The organism is Streptomyces sp. NPDC058239, from assembly GCF_042882185.1.
Lineage (GTDB): Bacteria > Actinomycetota > Actinomycetes > Streptomycetales > Streptomycetaceae > Streptomyces.
In genome coordinates this window covers 44,897-61,643 of record NZ_JBHVWS010000018.1, presented here as the reverse complement: position 1 = coordinate 61,643, position 16,747 = coordinate 44,897, and the positions used below count along the sequence as shown (strand labels likewise).

Below are 16,747 nucleotides of genomic sequence, written 5' to 3'. Positions count from 1 at the left end.
GCGGGTGACAGCTCAGAGGAACGAGGCACAGATGACCGACCCGGTGACGTTGGACGGCCAGGGTTCGATCGGTGAGTTCGACGAGAAGCGGGCCGAGGCGGCCGTACGCGAACTTCTCTTCGCCGTGGGCGAGGACCCGGACCGTGAGGGACTGCGAGAGACGCCGGGGCGGGTGGCACGGGCGTACAAGGAGATATTCGCGGGCCTCTACCAGGAGCCCGAGGACGTTCTGACGACCACGTTCGACCTCGGCCACGACGAGATGGTGCTGGTCAAGGACATCGAGGTGTTCTCCACCTGTGAACACCATCTGGTGCCGTTCCGGGGTGTCGCGCATGTCGGGTACATCCCGGCGACCAGCGGCAAGATCACCGGTCTGTCGAAGCTGGCCCGCCTCGTCGATGTCTTCGCCCGGCGCCCGCAGGTCCAGGAGCGGCTCACCACGCAGATCGCCGATTCGCTCATGGAGATTCTGGAGCCGCGCGGGGTCGTTGTCGTCGTGGAGTGCGAGCACATGTGCATGTCGATGCGCGGTATCCGCAAGCCCGGTGCGAAGACGCTGACCTCGGCGGTACGCGGCCAGCTCCGCGACCCCGCGACGCGCGCCGAGGCCATGAGCCTGATCATGGCGCGCTGAGCTCCGGAGCGGCTGTGAGGGGAGAGCTCGGTGACCGCTACGCGGCCGCCGAGCTCTTGTCGTTGTCCTCGTCCTCCGGGAGCTTGCAGATGCGCTCCAGCCAGAGGGCCGCTGCGACCACCGCGATGCCGGCCAGGACCGCGAGGCCCGCGTAGATCGCCTGGTCGCGGCGGGCCGGGATGTCGAGGGAGCCGAGCAGGAAGACGCCCGTGCCGCCGTACATGCCCGAGACCAGGGAGACGACCAGCGCGCTGGCCTGGCCGAAGACGACTGCGCGGGCCGCCATCAGCGGCTCGACGCCCTTGGCTCCCGGCCGGCGCTCACGCTGGGCGCGCAGCCGGGAACGGATGGAGAGCGCCGTCGCGAGCAGGATGGCGGCGATCACCGCGAGCACGATCGGCGCGGCGAGGGGAACGCTCGGCAGACTGCCCAGGGAGTCCCAGAGACGGGCACCGCCCCAGGAGAGCACCCCGGCTGCGGCGAAGAGGCCGGCCAGTACCCCGAGCCGTAGTTGCTTCACCGAGTGATCCGCCCTTCGCTGCCAGTGGTGCGTGTCACCAGTGGTTCGTGTCGCCGGTGATCCGTGTCGCCGGTGATCCGTTTCCGTTGAGCCTAACGACTACTCGGGCAGACGGAGTTCCAGATCGGCCCGGGGCAGTACGCCCTCCCGGCCGACACCGGCCAGCAGCTCCGCGACGGGGCCGGCGCCGGGCAGTTGGGCCTCGGGGTCGACGTCGTGCCAAGGGGCGAGCACGAAGGCGCGCTCATGGGCACGGGGGTGGGGGAGGGTGAGCACCGGGTCGTCGGAGACGACGTCTGCGTACGCCACGATGTCGACGTCGATGGTGCGCGGGCCCCAGCGTTCCTCACGGACCCGGTCGAAGGCCTCTTCGATGGCCTGGCCGCGTTCCAGGAGGGAGGACGGGGGGAGCGTCGTCTTCACGACGATCACCGCGTTGAAGTACGAGGGCTGGGAGCCGGGAGCTACGCCCCAGGGCTCCGTCTCGTACACCGGGGAGACCGCTTTGACCCGCAGGCCGGGGGTGTCCTCCAGGGCGTCTATGGCGCCCTGGAGGGTCTCCAGACGGTTGCCCAGATTGGAGCCCAGGGAGATCACGGCGCGTTTGGGGTTGGAGAGGGTGATGTCCGCGGCGTCCACCTGCTCGACCACGGAGGCGGGAACCGGCTGTACGGTCGGGTCGCTCTGCCCCTCGGTAGAAAATGCAGTCATACTCGGCTCCGGGTGATGGTGATGGTCACATCGTCGAAGGGGACGGTGATCGGTGCATCCGGCTTGTGCACCACCACCTCCACCTCCTCGACTCCTTCGTGCTTGAGGCACTTCTGGGCGATGCGCTCCGCGAGCGTTTCGATCAGATCGACCGGTTCCCCCTGCACCACGTCGACGACTTCCTCAGCGACGATGCCGTAGTGCACGGTCTTCGTCAGGTCGTCGGCGGCTGCCGCGGGGCGGGTGTCGAGGCCGAGCACCAGGTCCACGATGAACGTCTGACCCTCTTCCCGTTCTCGGGGGAAGACGCCATGGTGTCCACGGGCCTTGAGGCCGCGCAGCGCGACACGATCCACGCGAATCACTCCTGCTGTCGTTGGGCGTAGAGACACGGGGGCCGTGTGCGGACGGCTGGGTGCTCTCTTTCGAATCTACCTGCGACCACCGACAGTGCCCGCCCGCGGGGGCTATGGACAGGGCCTTGCGGGGCTGGTAGCCGCTTCTACCCGCGGTTCCGGATTCCAACCCCTGTCGGGCGGATGCCTCGGTCAGGAGGACGTGTCCTCGTCCTCGTCCTCACCGGATTCGGTGAGGACGGGCGAGCCGTGGTGGGACCAGAGCTTCCAGCCGTCCGGTGTGCGCCGGAACACATTGGTGGCCACGACGAGTTGGCCGACCAGGGGACCGAGCGCGTTGCCGTCCTCCGCGGGGCCGCCGCTGAGGATGTTCTCCGTGCAGGTCACCAGGGCCGTGTCGCCGGTCATCGAGACCCCGACATCGGTCAGGAAGAACTGGATGTACTCGGTGTTCGCCATGATCAGGGCGTAACTGCGCAACACCTCGCCGCGGCCGGTGAGCACCGGCCAGCCGGGGTGGACGCAGGAGACGGTGAGGTCCTCGCCCGGCAGCCAGAGCCCGGAGAGCCCGTCGAAGTCGCCGCGCTCCATCGCCTCGTAGAAGGCGGTGTTGGCCTGCTCGACGGCCGCGATGTCGGCAGCCGCCTCCGCGTGCTCGTCGCGGGGCCCGCTCACGCGGCTCCCTCGACGGCGCGGGCGACCCGTACCGCGTCGGCCGTGGCCCGTACCTCGTGGACGCGGACGGCCCAGGCGCCGGCGCGGGCGGAGAGCGCGGAGATCGCCGCAGTGGCGGCGTCGCGTTCGCGGGCGGGCGGCGGTGCGGCGCCCTCGCCGGCCAGCACATGGCCGAGGAAGCGCTTGCGGGAGGCGGCAACCAGCAGCGGGCGGCCCAGGGTGCGCAGCTCGTCGAGGTGGGCGACCAGGGAGAGATCGTGGCCGGCGTCCTTGGCGAAGCCGAGACCGGGGTCGATCACGATCCGTTCCGGGGCGACACCGCCCGCGATCACGGCGTCCATCCGCTCCCGCAACTCCGCGACGACCTCGGCGACGACGTCCTCGTACACCGCCCGGCTGTTCATGGACTCGCTGAAGCCGCGCCAGTGCATCACGACGAACGGCGTGCCGGCCGCGGCGACGACCCTGACCATGTCCGGGTCGGCGAGGCCGCCGCTCACATCGTTGACCAGGGCGGCTCCGGCCGCGACCGACTCCTCGGCGACACGGGCCCGCATGGTGTCCACGGAGACCGTGACCCCTTCGGACGCCAGGCCCTTGACCACCGGGACCACGCGCCGCAACTCCTCCGACGCGTCCACCCGACTGGCGCCGGGGCGGGTCGACTCGCCGCCGACATCGATCAGGTCGGCGCCCTCGGCGACCAGGCCGAGGCCGTGTTTGATCGCGGCCGTGGTGTCGAACCAGCGGCCGCCGTCGGAGAAGGAGTCCGGGGTCACATTGACGACACCCATGACCGCACAGCGGTCCCACTCCGGCAGGCCTTGGACCGTGCCTCGTCCACGCAAGGTACTCATGCGACCAGCGTAGGCCCCGTACGGAGTGCCGTTACGCCGCGCGGGCGTGGTGCTCCTGGCCCGGCACCCGGGTGTGGGCACAGGGGCGCGGCCGACGTCCCGGGAACCGGCGGGCGAGGGGGCGGGGCAGCGCGAAGTTCACGAAGCCCTCGGCCTGCATGGCCGCGAGGGAGATGCGAGGCAGGTCACGGGCGGCGCGGTAGACGACGAAGCGGGGCTCCCAGCGGGGCCGGAACTTGGCGTTGAACTTGTACAGCGACTCGATCTGGAACCAGCGCGACAGAAAGATCAGCAGTCCGCGCCAGGTCCGCAGCACCGGTCCCGCGCCCAGCTTCTCGCCGCGGGCGAGTGCCGAGCGGAACATCGCGAAGTTCAGCGAGACGCGCTCGACGGAGAGCCGGGAGGCGGCCTGCAGGGCGGCGACGATCAGCAGCTCGTTCATGCCCGGGTCGGCGGAGCGGTCGCGGCGCATCAGATCGAGTGACATGCCGTCCCTGCCCCACGGGACGAAGTGGAGTACGGCCTTCAGGTCGCCGTACGGGGAGTCGGCGGTGTGCTCGTCGGCCTTGTGGGCGGTGGCGATGATGCAGTCCCCGTCGGCCGGGTCGCCCATCCGGCCGAGCGCCATGGAGAAGCCGCGCTCGTTGTCGGTGCCGCGCCAGTCGGCGGCGGCCCGCCGGATGCGGGCCAGCTCGGCCTCGTTGATGTCGCGGATGCGCCGGACCCGGGTCTCGTAGCCAAGACGTTCAATGCGCTTCACCATCTGGCGTACGTTGCGCATCGCGCGCCCGGCGAGCGAGAAATCCGCGACATCCACCACCGCCTCGTCGCCGAGTTCCAGTGCGTCGAGTCCGGTCTCGCGGGTCCAGACCTCGCCGCCGGTCTCGCTGCAGCCCATCACGGCGGGGGTCCAGGAGTGGGCCTTGGCCTCGTCCATGAAGCGCTCGATGGCGCCGGGCCAGGCCTCCACGTCGCCTATCGGGTCACCGCTCGCCAGCATCACCCCGGACACGACGCGGTAGCAGACGGCGGCCTTGCCACTGGGGGAGAAGACGACGCCCTTGTCGCGGCGGAGCGCGAAGTGGCCGAGCGAGTCGCGGCCGCCGTGCTTCTCCAGCAGGGCACGCAGCCGGGCCTCGTCGTCCTCGGTGAGGCGGGCGGCCGGGTGCTCGGGCCGGAAGGCGAGGTAGATGGTGGTGACGGCGGTCAGCAGACCGAGGGCGCCGAGCGAGAACGCCACGGTCCAGGAGGTGACTCCGGCGTACTCGACAGGGCCCTCGAAGCCGAACAGCCCGTACAGCACGTGCTGGAGTCGGTCGGCGATGCTGGGGCTCCCCATGACCCGGCCGGGGTGGACGCTGACGATGATCAGACCCAGACCCAGCGAACCCGCGCCGAGGAGGACGAAGTTGGCCAGGGCCCACCAGCGGCTCCTGGGGTCGGGGAGCGCGGCGAATTCACCGCGATGGCGAACCAGCAGCAGGCAGAGCACCAGCGAGACGAGCGTGCCGATGACCGAGTGCCGGTAGACGAACTGCGCCAGCGCACCGGCGGGCAGGAGCACGACGGCCGCCCGCCAGGCCCGCCGCTTGTGCCGCTTGAGTCCGTGGGCGAGAAGCAGCAGCAGGACGCCCGCGCTCAGGGAGAGGGCGGCGGCGAACGGCCCGAGGGCACCGGGGAGCACCTCGGCGAGAGTGTGCATCCGGCTGTGCCGAAAGCGCGGGAAGACGCCTGCGGCGACATCGATCAGGCCGACGACGGTGCAGGCGGTACCGACCAGCGTCGGTACGGATTCGGGACGCGGGCCGCGTACGAACTTGCGTACAGGACTCGGAACCGATCCTGATTTATCCCCATCTAGCGTGACAGACATCGCTTCCCGTGGTTCCGCGAGAGATTCTTGAGTCCTTCGGCTGAGGCCTTCCGGACGATGTGCGATCTGTAGGACGAGGCTTCCGGGGCGAGGGTTCACCCGCCGGCCGGAAAATTCCCGACAAGAAAGCTCACCTCCCATGGGTCTTACCAGCAAGACATTTCTGGCCGCGGCCATTGTGCTGGCCGTTGTGTTCTTCGCCGCCACGGTCTGGCTCTGGCCGCGGTTGGCCCGGCGCAGCGTGTCCGCGGTGTTCGGCAGGGTCGGCCTGCTGCTGGCGACTCAGGTGACGGTCTTCGTCTCCGTCGGGCTGGTGGCCAACAACTCGTTCCTCTTCTACGGTTCCTGGGCCGATCTGTTCGGCCAGAAGCAGGATCTGGGTGTGGTCACGGACCACGCGGCCGGAACGCCGGCATCCAAAAACATCGTGCGGGTCGGGATACAGCGGCCGGACGTGCCGGGCGGTTCGCGGCCCACGATGGGCGGCCGGATCGACAAGGTCGTGATAGCGGGGCGGAAGTCGAAGATCGAGAGTTCGGCGTATGTGTACCTCCCGCCGGAGTACTTCCAGGCGGCGTTCGCCCGCCGGAAGTTCCCCGCGGTCGCCGTCCTCACCGGCTACCCGGGTGTCGCGGAGAACCTGCTGAAGGGCCTTCAGTACCCGCGGACGGCGCACGAGCGGGTGAAGGCCGGCCGGTCGCAGCCGATGATCCTGGTGATGCTGCGGCCGACGGTGGCGCCGCCGCGGGACACCGAGTGTGTGGACATAAAGGGTGGACCGAAGGCCGAGACGTTCTTCGCCGAGGATCTGCCGCGGGCGGTATCCGATACCTACCGGGTCGGCAAGTTGGCCCGCAACTGGGGCATAATGGGCAATTCGACCGGCGGTTACTGTGCGCTGAAGATCGGGCTCCACCATCCGGACCGGTTCGCCGCGAGCGCCGGGCTCTCCGCGTACTACAAGGCGGCCGAGGACCCGACGACCGGCGACCTCTTCCACGGCGACCAGGGGGCGCGCGACCGTTCCGATCTGATGTGGAGCCTGGACAATCTGCCGCAGCCCGACTCGTCCTTCCTCGTCACGACCTCCAGGCACGGCGAGGGGAACTACCGCACCACGCGGCAGTTCATCGCCAAGGTGAAGCCGCCCGCCCAGGTCTCGTCGATCGTGCTCGACAGCGGCGGGCACAACTTCAACACCTGGCGGCGGGAGATCCCTTCGGCGCTGGACTGGATGAGCAGCCGGCTGAGCGAGAACTGAGACGGGCCCGGTTCGGGGCCCGCTTCCCGGTTTCCGTCCACCGGCTCACCGTGCGGTGGTCTTGATGACGCTCTCCACCGTCTCGACGGCCACCTCGGCACGCGGGACGTCCTGGGCGTCCGCGTCGATCGAGCGGCGCAGCGCCTCATGGAGCCGGGCCGGGGTGAGTACGCCGAGGAAGCGGCCGTTGCTCTCCTTGTCGATGACGGCGATCCAGCCCGCGTCGTGCTGGAGCATGGTGGCGAACGCCTGCTTGAGCGGGGCGCCGACGGGCAGCCACGCCTCCATCCTGCGGGCGTGGGCGCGCACGGTGTCCTTGGTCCCGGTGGTGAAGCCGTCGGCCGGGATCCAGCCGTGCAGATTGTCCTCGCCGTCCAGCACGACGGCCCAGCGCGCACCTTCGGCCCGTAGCCGCTCGGTAGCCCTCGCCAGGGAGTCGTCGAGGTGGACGACCGGCGGCTGGTCGAGGTCGCCCTCCTCGATGGGGGTCACGGAGAGCCGCTTGAGGCCGCGGTCGGCGCCGACGAAGTCTGCGACATAGGGGGTGGCGGGGGCGCCGAGCACGGTCGCCGGGGAGTCGAACTGCTCGATGGAGCCCTGTCCGTAGACGGCGATACGGTCACCGAGCCGGACCGCTTCCTCGATGTCGTGCGTGACGAACAGCACGGTTTTGCGGACCTGTGCCTGGAGTTTCAGGAATTCGTTCTGCAGCCGTTCCCGGACGACCGGGTCGACCGCACCGAAAGGTTCGTCCATCAGGAGCACCGGCGGATCCGCGGCCAGTGCCCTTGCCACGCCCACGCGTTGACGCTGACCGCCGGAGAGCTGTTCCGGATAGCGGTCGCCATAAACGGAAGGATCGAGTCCGACAAGGTCGAGGAGTTCCGCCGCGCGCTCACGGCCCTTTCCCCGTTTCCAGCCGAGGAGATGAGGAACGGTCGCCGTGTTCTCCAGGACCGTGCGGTGCGGGAAGAGCCCCACCTGCTGGATCACATAGCCGATACGACGGCGCAGCCGGACGGGGTCGATGGCGGATATGTCGTCCCCGTCGAGGAATATCCGGCCCTCGGTCGGTTCGATCAACCGGTTCACCATCTTCATGGTGGTCGTCTTGCCGCAGCCCGACGGTCCGACGAGCGTGACGAGTTCACCCTCGGCGACCTCGAAGGAAAGGTCGTCGACGGCGGTGGTGCCGTCCGCGTACCGCTTGGTGACATGCTCGAAACGGATCATGGTTCCCCATTGTCGCGCGTGTTCTGTGAAGGACATGTTGCTGGAATACAACGGCCTCGGCGATTGTCAGTGGTCGAGGATAGGGTCACCAGAACATCGGTACGAGGCGGTAATCGGAGGGGGGACGGATGGCTGCCGCACAGAACTGCATGGTGACGAACGACTGGATCTGTGGGGAGTATCTCCGTTCCCGCAGTCAGGAGTTGACCGATGCGACGGTCCAGCACATCTGGATCACCGCGCTATCGGTGCTGATCGGACTCCTGGTGGCCTTTCCGCTGGCGCTGCTCGCCCGCCGCAGCCGCCGCTTCGCCGGACCGGTCCTCGGGCTGACGACGGTCCTCTACACCGTGCCTTCGCTCGCCATGTTCTCGCTGCTGCTGCCACTGTTCGGACTTTCCGCGGCGCTGGTCGTCACCGGCCTGGTGCTGTATTCGCTGACCATCCTCGTGCGGAACATCCTGGCGGGCCTCGAAGCGGTCCCGCAGGAGGCGAAGGAAGCCGCCAAGGGGATGGGGTACGGGCCGGTCCGGCTGCTGTGGGAGGTCGAACTCCCCCTTGCCATGCCCGCGTTGATGGCCGGGGTGCGGATCGCGACGGTCTCGACGATCGCGCTGACCACGGTCGGATCGATCATCGGCAGAGGCGGCCTCGGCAACCTCATAGGGGACGCGCTGCCCAGCTTCTTCAAGGCCCAAGTGCTCGCCGCCTCGGTCCTGTGCGTACTGCTCGCGGTCGTCGCCGATCTGCTGCTGCTGGGCCTCCAGCGGATGTTGACCCCCTGGACCCGAATACGCACAGCAGGCGCGGATGCGGTCGCGGGCGCCACGGCAAAGGTGGTCTGACCATGGGAGTTCTCGGCGAGGCCTGGACCTGGCTCACCACCGGCGCCAACTGGTCGGGGGAGAACGGGGCGGCCCACCGGCTCGGTGAGCATCTGTACGTCAGCGGCGTCGCGCTCGCCCTGGCCTGCGCCCTGGCCCTGCCGATCGCGCTCTGCCTCGGACACATCGGGAAGGGGGGCGCGCTGGCCGTCAACATCTCCAATGTGGGGCGGGCGATCCCGGTCTTCGCGGTGCTGGCCCTCTTCATGGTCTCGCCGCTGCGCAACGCCGGGTATGTGCCGACGATCATCGCGCTGGTGCTGTTCGCCGTGCCGCCGCTGCTCACCAACGCCTATGTCGGGATGACGGAGGTCGACCGGTCGGTGACCGAGGCGGCGCGGGGCATGGGAATGTCCGGGGGCCAGCTCTTCGTACGGGTCGAACTCCCGCTGGCCTACCCGATGATCATGACCGGGCTGCGCTCGGCCGCGGTCCAGGTGGTCGCCACGGCGACGATCGCCGCGATGGTCGGCCAGGGCGGACTCGGCCGGATCATCACCGCCGGGTTCAACACGTACAACACGCCGCAGGTGGTCGCGGGGGCGCTGCTGGTCGCCGTGCTCGCCCTGCTGGTGGAGGCGGTGCTGGTGGGCCTGGACCGGGTGCTTTCACCGCTGCGCCGCCGCAGGACGGCATGACGACGCGGCACGACCGCCCGTCGGGCCCACTTCATCGCACCCCTCGATCCCGGACCCCATCTCAAACAGACCCTGTCGCTGTGGACGGAGAACAACTCATGAGCAAGACCTCGCGAATAGCGGGCGCGGTCATCGGCATGGTCGCGCTGGCCGGCTCGCTCGCCGCCTGCGGTGGCGACAGCCTGGAGAAGGACAAGGGGGGATCGGCATCTTCCGGCGGCTCCGGCAAGAAGGGCTCGCTCGTCGTCGGCGCGGCCTCCTTCACCGAGTCCAAGGTGCTCGCGGAGCTGTACGCGCAGATCCTGGGCGATGCCGGATACAGCACCTCGGTCACCACGGTGGCCAATAGGGAACTGTACGAACCGTCCCTGGAGAAGGGCGAGATCGATGTCGTCCCCGAATATGCCGCGACGATCGCCGAATTCCTCAACGCCAAGGTGAACGGAGCGAAGGAGGCAGAGAAGAAGCCGGTCGCCTCCGGTGATGCGGCCGCCACGGTCGCGGCGCTGGAGAAGCTCGCCACCCCGCGCGGGCTGAAGGTGCTCCCGGTCGGCGAGGCCGTCGACCAGAACGCCTTCGCGGTGACCAAGGAATTCGCCGCCGAGAACAAGCTCAAGACCCTTTCGGATCTCGGCAGGTCGAAGGCCGAAGTGAAGATCGCGGCGGGTGACGAGTGCGAGGTGCGGCCGTTCTGCGCACCGGGTCTGAAGCAGACGTACGGCATCGATGTCACCGGTATCGACCCCAAGGGAGTCGGTACTCCGCAGTCCAAGCAGGCCGTGAAGGACGGCAAGGACCAGCTGGTCCTCACCACCACCACGGACGCGGTCCTGGACAGCTACGGCCTGGTGTTCCTGGAGGACGACAAGAAGCTCCAGAACGCGGACAACGTTCTGCCGGTCGTCAATGCCAAGGACGCGGGGTCCCAGGACATTGCCGACGCACTCGGCAAGCTCACCAAGGCCCTCACGACCGAGGATCTGGCGGAACTGAACCGCAAGGTCGACGCCGAGCGTGCAAAGCCCGCCGATGTCGCCAAGGACTATCTGCAGTCGAAGGGCCTCATCAAGAAGTAGGGATTGGGGGGGATAAGGGGCCGTCAGGTAACCGGCAGGGAACAGATTGGCGGGCGGCCCCCCAAGCACCCCGTACGCACTGTAAATTTCAGGCCATGCCACGTGGACGTCATCGCCATTCGCCACCTCTGCACAGAATCCTTCCGTCTTCGGCCGTCGTCGGAGTCTCGGTCCTCTGTGCCGCGGGCGCCTGGCTGCTCGCCGAGCCCCTGGTCCTGCGCGGTCTGGTGGCCGCCGCGGCGGCCGCTGCCGTGACCGGTGCGTATCTGATGCGCAGCTGGGACCGGGAAGCGGGCCGTCGTGTCGCGGAGCTGACGCGTGCCCGGGCCGGCGACGAATGGCGGGCCGAAGAGCGCATGGCCGAGTTCGAGGCCGACCTGGAGGAGTCGCGGGAGCTGCGCGTACGGCTGGAGACGAAGCTGCGCCGCAAGCGGGTGGAGCTCGCCGGTCTGCGCGGGGAGCACGCCGCGCTGCTTCGGCGGTACGCCAACGCCGAGACCGAGCGGGCCAGCGCGCTGGAGGGCCGCAGGCAGCTCGCGCTCGAAGCCGCCGCGCCCCGGGAGCTGCCCGCCGCACGCAGCACACCGACACCGGCCGCCTATCTGCGTGCCGCCCAGGCGCTGGAGGACCTCTCGCGCAACGGGGCACTCCAGGAGGCGCGCCGTACCGCCGAGCAGGCCAGGAAGCGGGATCTCGCGGAGCGGGCCCGGGAGGCGGAGGAGCGGCAGGGGAAGCACGCGGCGGCCGCGGACGCGTCCGGGGCGCAGCACCTCCGCCCGCCGACCGCCCTTCCCGCGACCCGGCCGGCCGCCGCGCTGCCCGCGGCGCGCACCGTGCCGGCCGCCAGCGCCATCGCTCCGTACGCGGCGTCCCGCCGCCATCTGGTGCCGCAGGGCAGCTTCGACTTCTTCGGTACGCAGAAGGCGCGCGCCGCGATCGAGTCGGTGCAGAACGAGGACCTCGCGGACGTGGTGGGCGAGGAGGCACTGGCCGCGCACCGCACGGGCACGGCCGAGAACCGGGCCGTCGGCAAGGTCATCGACCTGACCGCGCACGACGAGACCGAGCAGCTGGACGTGGCGGAGCTGCGCAGCGCGATCTCGTAGGCGCGCAGGCGCTGCGCGGGTCGGTCCGGGTGCCGGCCTACTTGTCGATGTCGCCGACGACGAAGAAGAGCGAGCCCAGGATCGCCACCATGTCGGCGACCAGCGTGCCCGGCAGGAGCTCGGTGAGCGCCTGGATGTTGTTGTACGAGGCAGATCGGAGCTTCAGCCGGTACGGGGTCTTCTCGCCCTTGGACACCAGGTAGTAGCCGTTGATGCCGAGCGGGTTCTCGGTCCAGGCGTAGGTGTGACCCTCGGGGGCCTTCAGCACCTTTGGCAGCCGCTGGTTGATGGGGCCGGGCGCGAGGCCGGCCATCCGGTCCAGGCAGGCGTCCGCCAGATCCAGAGCGTTGTGCGTCTGCTCCAGCAGGCACTCGAAGCGGGCGAGGCAATCGCCCTCGGTGCGGGTGACGACCTTGAGTGTGTCCTGGAGCTCCCCGTACGCGAGATACGGCTCGTCGCGGCGCAGATCGAAGTCGACCCCCGAGGCACGGGCGATCGGCCCGGACACCCCGTACGCGTGCACGGTGTCGGCGGACAGCACGCCGACACCTCGGGTACGGCCCCGGAAGATCTCGTTGCCGAGCACCAGGTCGTCGTACACGTCCATCCGGGACCGGACCGAGGCGACGGCGTCCCGGGCGCGGCCGAGCCAGCCCGCCGGGAGGTCCTCCTTGAGGCCGCCGACCCGGTTGAACATGTAGTGCATCCGGCCGCCGGAGACCTCTTCCATCACGGCCTGGAGTTCCTCGCGCTCGCGGAAGGCGTAGAACACCGGGGTGATCCCGCCGAGTTCGAGCGGGTACGAACCGAGGAACATCAGATGGTTCAGGACCCGGTTCAGCTCGGCGAGCAGGGTGCGCGTCCAGACCGCGCGTTCCGGGACCTCCATGCCGAGCATGCGCTCGACGGCCATCACGACGCCCAGCTCGTTGGAGAACGCCGACAGCCAGTCGTGGCGGTTGGCGAGCATCACGATCTGCCGGTAGTCGCGGGCCTCGAACAGCTTCTCCGCGCCGCGGTGCATGTAACCGATGACCGGTTCGGCGTGCTGGATGCGTTCGCCGTCGAGGACGATACGCAGACGGAGCACGCCATGGGTGGAGGGGTGCTGGGGGCCGATGTTGAGCACCATGTCGGTGCTCTCCGCTGCGCCGCCGATGCCGACTGTCGTCTCCGTCATACGGCCAGTATTCCCTGAGCGTCCGGGGCTCCGCCCCGGGCCCCGCGCCTCAATCGCCGGAGGGGCCGGATTTCGCTCGGCCTCCGGAGTCCGCGCCTCATGCGCCGGCGGGGCTGGGTCCTCAGCCCCGCCGCTGCATCAGCCAGCCGAAGTCGCCCAGGCCGCCCCGGGCCGTCAGTTCCGCTGCCTCGCCCGCCGAGGCGAGGGCCCGTACGTATCCGGCCGGGTCGGTCGACGCCAGGGTCAGTGGTGGGCGCTCGCCGTTGATGCCGAGGTGGTGCAGCGCCTCGCGTTGCGTCAGTACCTCGGGCGGCGCGCCGGCCCCGGCGTCCACCGCCGCCGCGCACGCGTCCAGCGCCACGTGCGAGGTGAGGTCGCAGCTGCCGTCCGGCACCGGCCGCACCTCGCGGCCGGACCGGAAGCCGGTCAGCGTGCCGAAGGGAGGCCTGGCCTCCCTTACGTGGGCGTAGTCCACCGCCACCGCGAGTCCCCCGGACAGCGTGGACACCGCCCGTGCCCAGGCCTCGTCGCGCGGCCGGCCGATCTCCGCGCGGCTGCCCGGTCCGGCCGACGGCCACCAGCGGCGCAGCCACTCGGCGTCCGCCCCGGTCACCGGCTCGCCCAGCCGTTCCGTACCGTCCGCCGTCCGGACGAGGACATACCGGTCGACACCGTCCGCGTCGGTCTCGGCGACGTCGGTCGGGACGTTGTCCAGCCACTCGTTGGCGAACAGCAGACCGTGCGTCCTCTGCGGCGGTTCGGCGCACCACTCGACCCTGGTGTCCAGACCGGCCGGGCGGGCGGCGATCTCCACGGCGTACGCCCGTACGGCGAGGCCGTCGGCGCCCACGGCCGGCAGCGCCGCCAGCACCCCCGTCAGCAGTTCGCCCCGCCCCGCCCCCAGGTCCACCAGGTCGACCGAGTCCGTGCCCAGCTCCCGTGCCGTCCCGACCAGCAGCCGGGCGACGGCGGAGGCGAACAGCGGGGATGCGTGGACGGAGGTACGGAAGTGGCCCGCCGGTCCCTCGGGGCTCCGGTAGAACCCCCCGTCTCCGTACAAAGCGGTCTCTGCCGCCTCCTGCCACCCACGCCACTCATCCGTCACGTTTCCAAGTCTCCACCTTGGGGAGTACGGTCCCAGCAGCTGGATCGGCCCTTCGGCTGACCCATGCACCTCCCGCCTGTCCCTACGCTGGGTTACGTGCAGCGCCTCTACGACTTCATCCGCAGACACCCGACGGGCGTCGACAGCTTCTGGGCTGTCTTCCTCCTCGGGCTCTCCGGCCTGTCCATGGTGGCGCATGCGGACAGCACCGGTGAGCGGCTCGCTGCCCTGCTGATCGTCGTCGGCCTCTGCACCGTCGTCGCGTTGCGCCGGCGCGCGCCGGAGAAGATGCTGCTGCTCGCCGTCGCGATGGGCGTCGCGCAGTTGGTGTCCGGGGTCAAGCCGGGCGTCGCGAACTTCGCGATGCTGGTGATCGTCTTCACCGTGGCCGCCCTGGGGGAACGCTGGGCGTCCCGGCTCGCACTGGTCTGCAGCCTGAGCGCGGCCGGGGTCTCCCAGCTGCGCTGGCCGCAGGACGTACCGCAGAACAGCTGGCCCCAGCAGGTCTTCGTCGTCGTCGTGATGACCGTGCCGTTCGTGCTCGCCTGGGTGCTCGGCGACTCGATGCGGACCCGGCGCGCCTACTTCAGCCAGCTGGAGGAGCGCGCAGCCCGGCTGGAGCGGGAGCGAGAGGCGCAGTCGAAGGTCGCGGTGGCTGCCGAGCGGGCCCGTATCGCCCGCGAACTCCACGATGTCGTCGCGCACAACGTCTCCGTGATGGTGGTGCAGGCCGACGGTGCGGCGTACGTCATGGACGCGGCCCCCGACCAGACCCGGCAGGCCCTGGAGACCATCTCCAGCACCGGCAGGCAGGCCCTCGCCGAGATGCGGCGGCTGCTCGGGGTGCTGCGGACCGGCGACGCGAAGGAGAGCGGGGAGTATGTCCCGCAGCCCGATGTGGACCAGATCGAGGTCCTGATCGAGCAGGTCAGACAGACCGGACTGACCGTCGACTTCAAGATCGAAGGCACGCCTCGCCCGCTGCCCAGCGGGGTCGAGCTGACCGCGTACCGCATCGTGCAGGAGGCCCTGACCAACACCCGCAAGCACGGTGGCCCGGACGCCGGGGCCAGTGTGCGGCTGGTCTACTTCGACGACGGGCTCGGGCTGCTGGTCGAGGACGACGGGCGGGGCGCGGCGCACGAGCTGTACGAGGACGGCGGCGCCGACGGCGCGGGCCACGGAATGATCGGTATGCGCGAGCGGGTCGGCATGGTCGGCGGCACGCTGGACGCCGGGCCGCGGCCCGGCGGCGGGTTCCGGATCAGCGCGCTGCTACCGCTCAAGCCGGCCCACTAGGTCTTCGGATTTTTTTGCAGGACAGACAGGAGACAGGACACCTCATGGCCATCCGCGTGATGCTCGTCGACGATCAGGTGCTGCTGCGCACCGGCTTCCGGATGGTGCTCGCCGCCCAGCCGGACATGGAGGTCGTGGCCGAGGCCGGCGACGGGGCGGAGGCGATCGAGATCCTGCGCGCCACCGCCGTCGACGTGGTGCTGATGGATGTCCGGATGCCGAGGCTGGACGGCGTCGAGGCCACCAGTCGCATCTGTGCCCAGCCGGAAGCCCCCAAGGTTCTCATCCTGACCACGTTCGACCTCGACGAGTACGCCTTCTCCGGGCTGAAGGCCGGGGCCAGCGGCTTCATGCTCAAGGATGTGCCGCCCGCCGAACTGCTCGCCGCCATTCGCTCCGTGCACAGCGGCGACGCCGTCGTCGCCCCGTCCACCACCCGCCGGCTGCTCGACCGCTTCTCACCGATGCTGCCGAGCGGCAACAGCGAACCGCAGCACAAGGGCATCGGCAAGCTCACCGAACGCGAACGCGAAGTGATGCTGCTGGTCGCGCAGGGCCTGTCGAACGGCGAGATCGCGGCCCGCCTGGTGCTCTCCGAGGCGACCGTGAAGACGCACGTGGGCCGCATCCTCACCAAGCTGAGCCTGCGCGACCGGGTGCAGGTCGTCGTCCTCGCGTACGAGACGGGGCTGGTCCGGGCCGGCGGCGGCGGGGTGGGCTGACCCGTGGGCGCGCTGCTCTGGATCAACGGACCGTTCGGCGGCGGCAAGACGCAAACGGCGTATGAGCTGAATCGGCGGCTGCCCGGCAGCGTGGTCTGCGACCCCGAGCACGTCGGGTTTGGGCTGCACCGGATGCTGCCGCCCGCACTGCGCGGTGATTTCCAGGATCTGACGGCCTGGCGCGACGGCGTTCGCGAGGTACTGGAAATGGCGTTGCGGGGTCATCCGGGGCCGGTGATCGTCCCGATGACGCTCGTCGACCCCGGCTATTTCGCCGAGATCATCGGGCGACTGCGCGACGACGGGCACTCGGTGCACCACTTCGCGCTGCTCGCCGAGCGGGCCACGGTGCTGCGCCGGCTGAGCGAACGGGGGCTCGGGCGCGGGCTCAAGCGGGAGAGTTTCGCCGTGCGGAAGCTGGATCACTGCCTGGAGCGGCTCGCGGAGCCGGAGTTCGCCGAGCACCTCCGCACCGACCGGCTGACGATCCCGCAGGTCGCCGACAGGATCGCCGGATCGGCGGGGCTGACCGTGCTGCCGGACAGGGACAGCGCGCTGCGGCACCGGGTGCGGCGTACCTGGACGGGGATCAAGCACATCCGCTTCGACTGAAC

18 protein-coding genes are annotated in these 16,747 nt (G+C 69.9%); 9 read left to right on the top strand and 9 right to left on the bottom strand.

The features are described 5' to 3' along the window. Nucleotides 1-31 precede the first annotated feature (31 nt). Nucleotides 32-637, top strand: coding sequence for a GTP cyclohydrolase I FolE (gene folE / locus ACFVYE_RS20610; protein WP_114245223.1), 606 nt, complete (start codon nucleotides 32-34; stop codon nucleotides 635-637). Between the two features lie 37 nt (nucleotides 638-674). Here folE and ACFVYE_RS20605 read toward each other — a convergent pair whose 3' ends face one another. The 6 genes from ACFVYE_RS20605 to ACFVYE_RS20580 all read right to left on the bottom strand — a co-directional run bounded on the left by ACFVYE_RS20605 (nucleotide 675) and on the right by ACFVYE_RS20580 (nucleotide 5,629). Then, complete coding sequence (locus ACFVYE_RS20605; RefSeq protein WP_383958409.1) at nucleotides 675-1,157, bottom strand: DUF3180 domain-containing protein; 483 nt, start codon at nucleotides 1,155-1,157, stop codon at nucleotides 675-677. 99 nt (nucleotides 1,158-1,256) lie between these two features. Further along, nucleotides 1,257-1,868 (bottom strand): 2-amino-4-hydroxy-6-hydroxymethyldihydropteridine diphosphokinase, encoded by a 612-nt coding sequence (folK, locus tag ACFVYE_RS20600; protein ID WP_389606750.1) that lies wholly within the window; start codon nucleotides 1,866-1,868, stop codon nucleotides 1,257-1,259. Further along, nucleotides 1,865-2,224 carry a dihydroneopterin aldolase gene (folB, locus tag ACFVYE_RS20595; RefSeq protein ID WP_189546133.1) on the bottom strand — a complete coding sequence of 120 codons (360 nt, stop codon included), beginning with the start codon at nucleotides 2,222-2,224 and terminating at the stop codon, nucleotides 1,865-1,867. Before folB ends, folK begins: the two co-directional genes overlap by 4 nt. 192 nt (nucleotides 2,225-2,416) lie before the next feature. Beyond that, nucleotides 2,417-2,899: a nuclear transport factor 2 family protein gene (locus ACFVYE_RS20590; protein ID WP_383958404.1), complete on the bottom strand. Its 483-nt coding sequence runs from the start codon at nucleotides 2,897-2,899 to the stop codon at nucleotides 2,417-2,419. Beyond that, complete coding sequence (folP, locus tag ACFVYE_RS20585) at nucleotides 2,896-3,693, bottom strand: dihydropteroate synthase (protein WP_383958536.1); 798 nt, start codon at nucleotides 3,691-3,693, stop codon at nucleotides 2,896-2,898. The genes ACFVYE_RS20590 and folP overlap by 4 nt, the downstream gene beginning before the upstream one ends. Nucleotides 3,694-3,787: 94 nt before the next feature. Then, a complete protein-coding gene (locus ACFVYE_RS20580; RefSeq protein WP_383958402.1) occupies nucleotides 3,788-5,629 on the bottom strand; it encodes a phosphatidylglycerol lysyltransferase domain-containing protein in 1,842 nt (613 codons plus the stop codon). 139 nt (nucleotides 5,630-5,768) lie between these two features. On the opposite strand from ACFVYE_RS20580, the gene ACFVYE_RS20575 reads away from it, so the two are divergent. After that, nucleotides 5,769-6,890: an alpha/beta hydrolase gene (locus ACFVYE_RS20575; RefSeq protein ID WP_383958400.1), complete on the top strand. Its 1,122-nt coding sequence runs from the start codon at nucleotides 5,769-5,771 to the stop codon at nucleotides 6,888-6,890. A gap of 45 nt (nucleotides 6,891-6,935) precedes the next feature. On the opposite strand, the gene ACFVYE_RS20570 is transcribed toward ACFVYE_RS20575, so the two are convergent. Then, nucleotides 6,936-8,123 (bottom strand): ABC transporter ATP-binding protein, encoded by a 1,188-nt coding sequence (locus ACFVYE_RS20570; protein WP_383958399.1) that lies wholly within the window; start codon nucleotides 8,121-8,123, stop codon nucleotides 6,936-6,938. Nucleotides 8,124-8,251: 128 nt separating this feature from the next. Between ACFVYE_RS20570 and ACFVYE_RS20565 the strand changes: the two genes are divergently transcribed. The 4 genes from ACFVYE_RS20565 (at nucleotide 8,252) to ACFVYE_RS20550 (ending at nucleotide 11,827) form a co-directional block, all read left to right on the top strand. Further along, nucleotides 8,252-8,968, top strand: coding sequence for an ABC transporter permease (locus ACFVYE_RS20565; protein ID WP_389606747.1), 717 nt, complete (start codon nucleotides 8,252-8,254; stop codon nucleotides 8,966-8,968). A gap of 2 nt (nucleotides 8,969-8,970) precedes the next feature. Further along, nucleotides 8,971-9,645, top strand: a complete 675-nt coding sequence (locus ACFVYE_RS20560) for an ABC transporter permease (protein WP_383958394.1) — start codon at nucleotides 8,971-8,973, stop codon at nucleotides 9,643-9,645. Between the two features lie 98 nt (nucleotides 9,646-9,743). After that, nucleotides 9,744-10,721, top strand: coding sequence for an ABC transporter substrate-binding protein (locus ACFVYE_RS20555; RefSeq protein ID WP_383958392.1), 978 nt, complete (start codon nucleotides 9,744-9,746; stop codon nucleotides 10,719-10,721). A gap of 95 nt (nucleotides 10,722-10,816) precedes the next feature. After that, nucleotides 10,817-11,827 (top strand): hypothetical protein, encoded by a 1,011-nt coding sequence (locus ACFVYE_RS20550; RefSeq protein WP_389606745.1) that lies wholly within the window; start codon nucleotides 10,817-10,819, stop codon nucleotides 11,825-11,827. A 37-nt stretch (nucleotides 11,828-11,864) separates the two neighbouring features. Here ACFVYE_RS20550 and ACFVYE_RS20545 read toward each other — a convergent pair whose 3' ends face one another. Next, nucleotides 11,865-13,007: an NADH-quinone oxidoreductase subunit D gene (locus tag ACFVYE_RS20545; RefSeq protein WP_327274501.1), complete on the bottom strand. Its 1,143-nt coding sequence runs from the start codon at nucleotides 13,005-13,007 to the stop codon at nucleotides 11,865-11,867. 121 nt (nucleotides 13,008-13,128) lie between these two features. Next, nucleotides 13,129-14,112 (bottom strand): SAM-dependent methyltransferase, encoded by a 984-nt coding sequence (locus ACFVYE_RS20540; protein WP_389606742.1) that lies wholly within the window; start codon nucleotides 14,110-14,112, stop codon nucleotides 13,129-13,131. A gap of 96 nt (nucleotides 14,113-14,208) precedes the next feature. Between ACFVYE_RS20540 and ACFVYE_RS20535 the strand changes: the two genes are divergently transcribed. From ACFVYE_RS20535 to ACFVYE_RS20525, 3 genes are read left to right on the top strand one after another with little or no spacing between them, the layout of a single operon-like run. After that, nucleotides 14,209-15,411 carry a sensor histidine kinase gene (locus tag ACFVYE_RS20535; protein WP_389606740.1) on the top strand — a complete coding sequence of 401 codons (1,203 nt, stop codon included), beginning with the start codon at nucleotides 14,209-14,211 and terminating at the stop codon, nucleotides 15,409-15,411. A gap of 44 nt (nucleotides 15,412-15,455) precedes the next feature. Beyond that, entirely contained in the window at nucleotides 15,456-16,133 is a 678-nt protein-coding gene (locus tag ACFVYE_RS20530; RefSeq protein ID WP_383958384.1) for a response regulator, read from the top strand. A 3-nt stretch (nucleotides 16,134-16,136) separates the two neighbouring features. Beyond that, nucleotides 16,137-16,745 (top strand): AAA family ATPase, encoded by a 609-nt coding sequence (locus tag ACFVYE_RS20525; protein WP_383958382.1) that lies wholly within the window; start codon nucleotides 16,137-16,139, stop codon nucleotides 16,743-16,745. Nucleotides 16,746-16,747 lie beyond the last annotated feature (2 nt).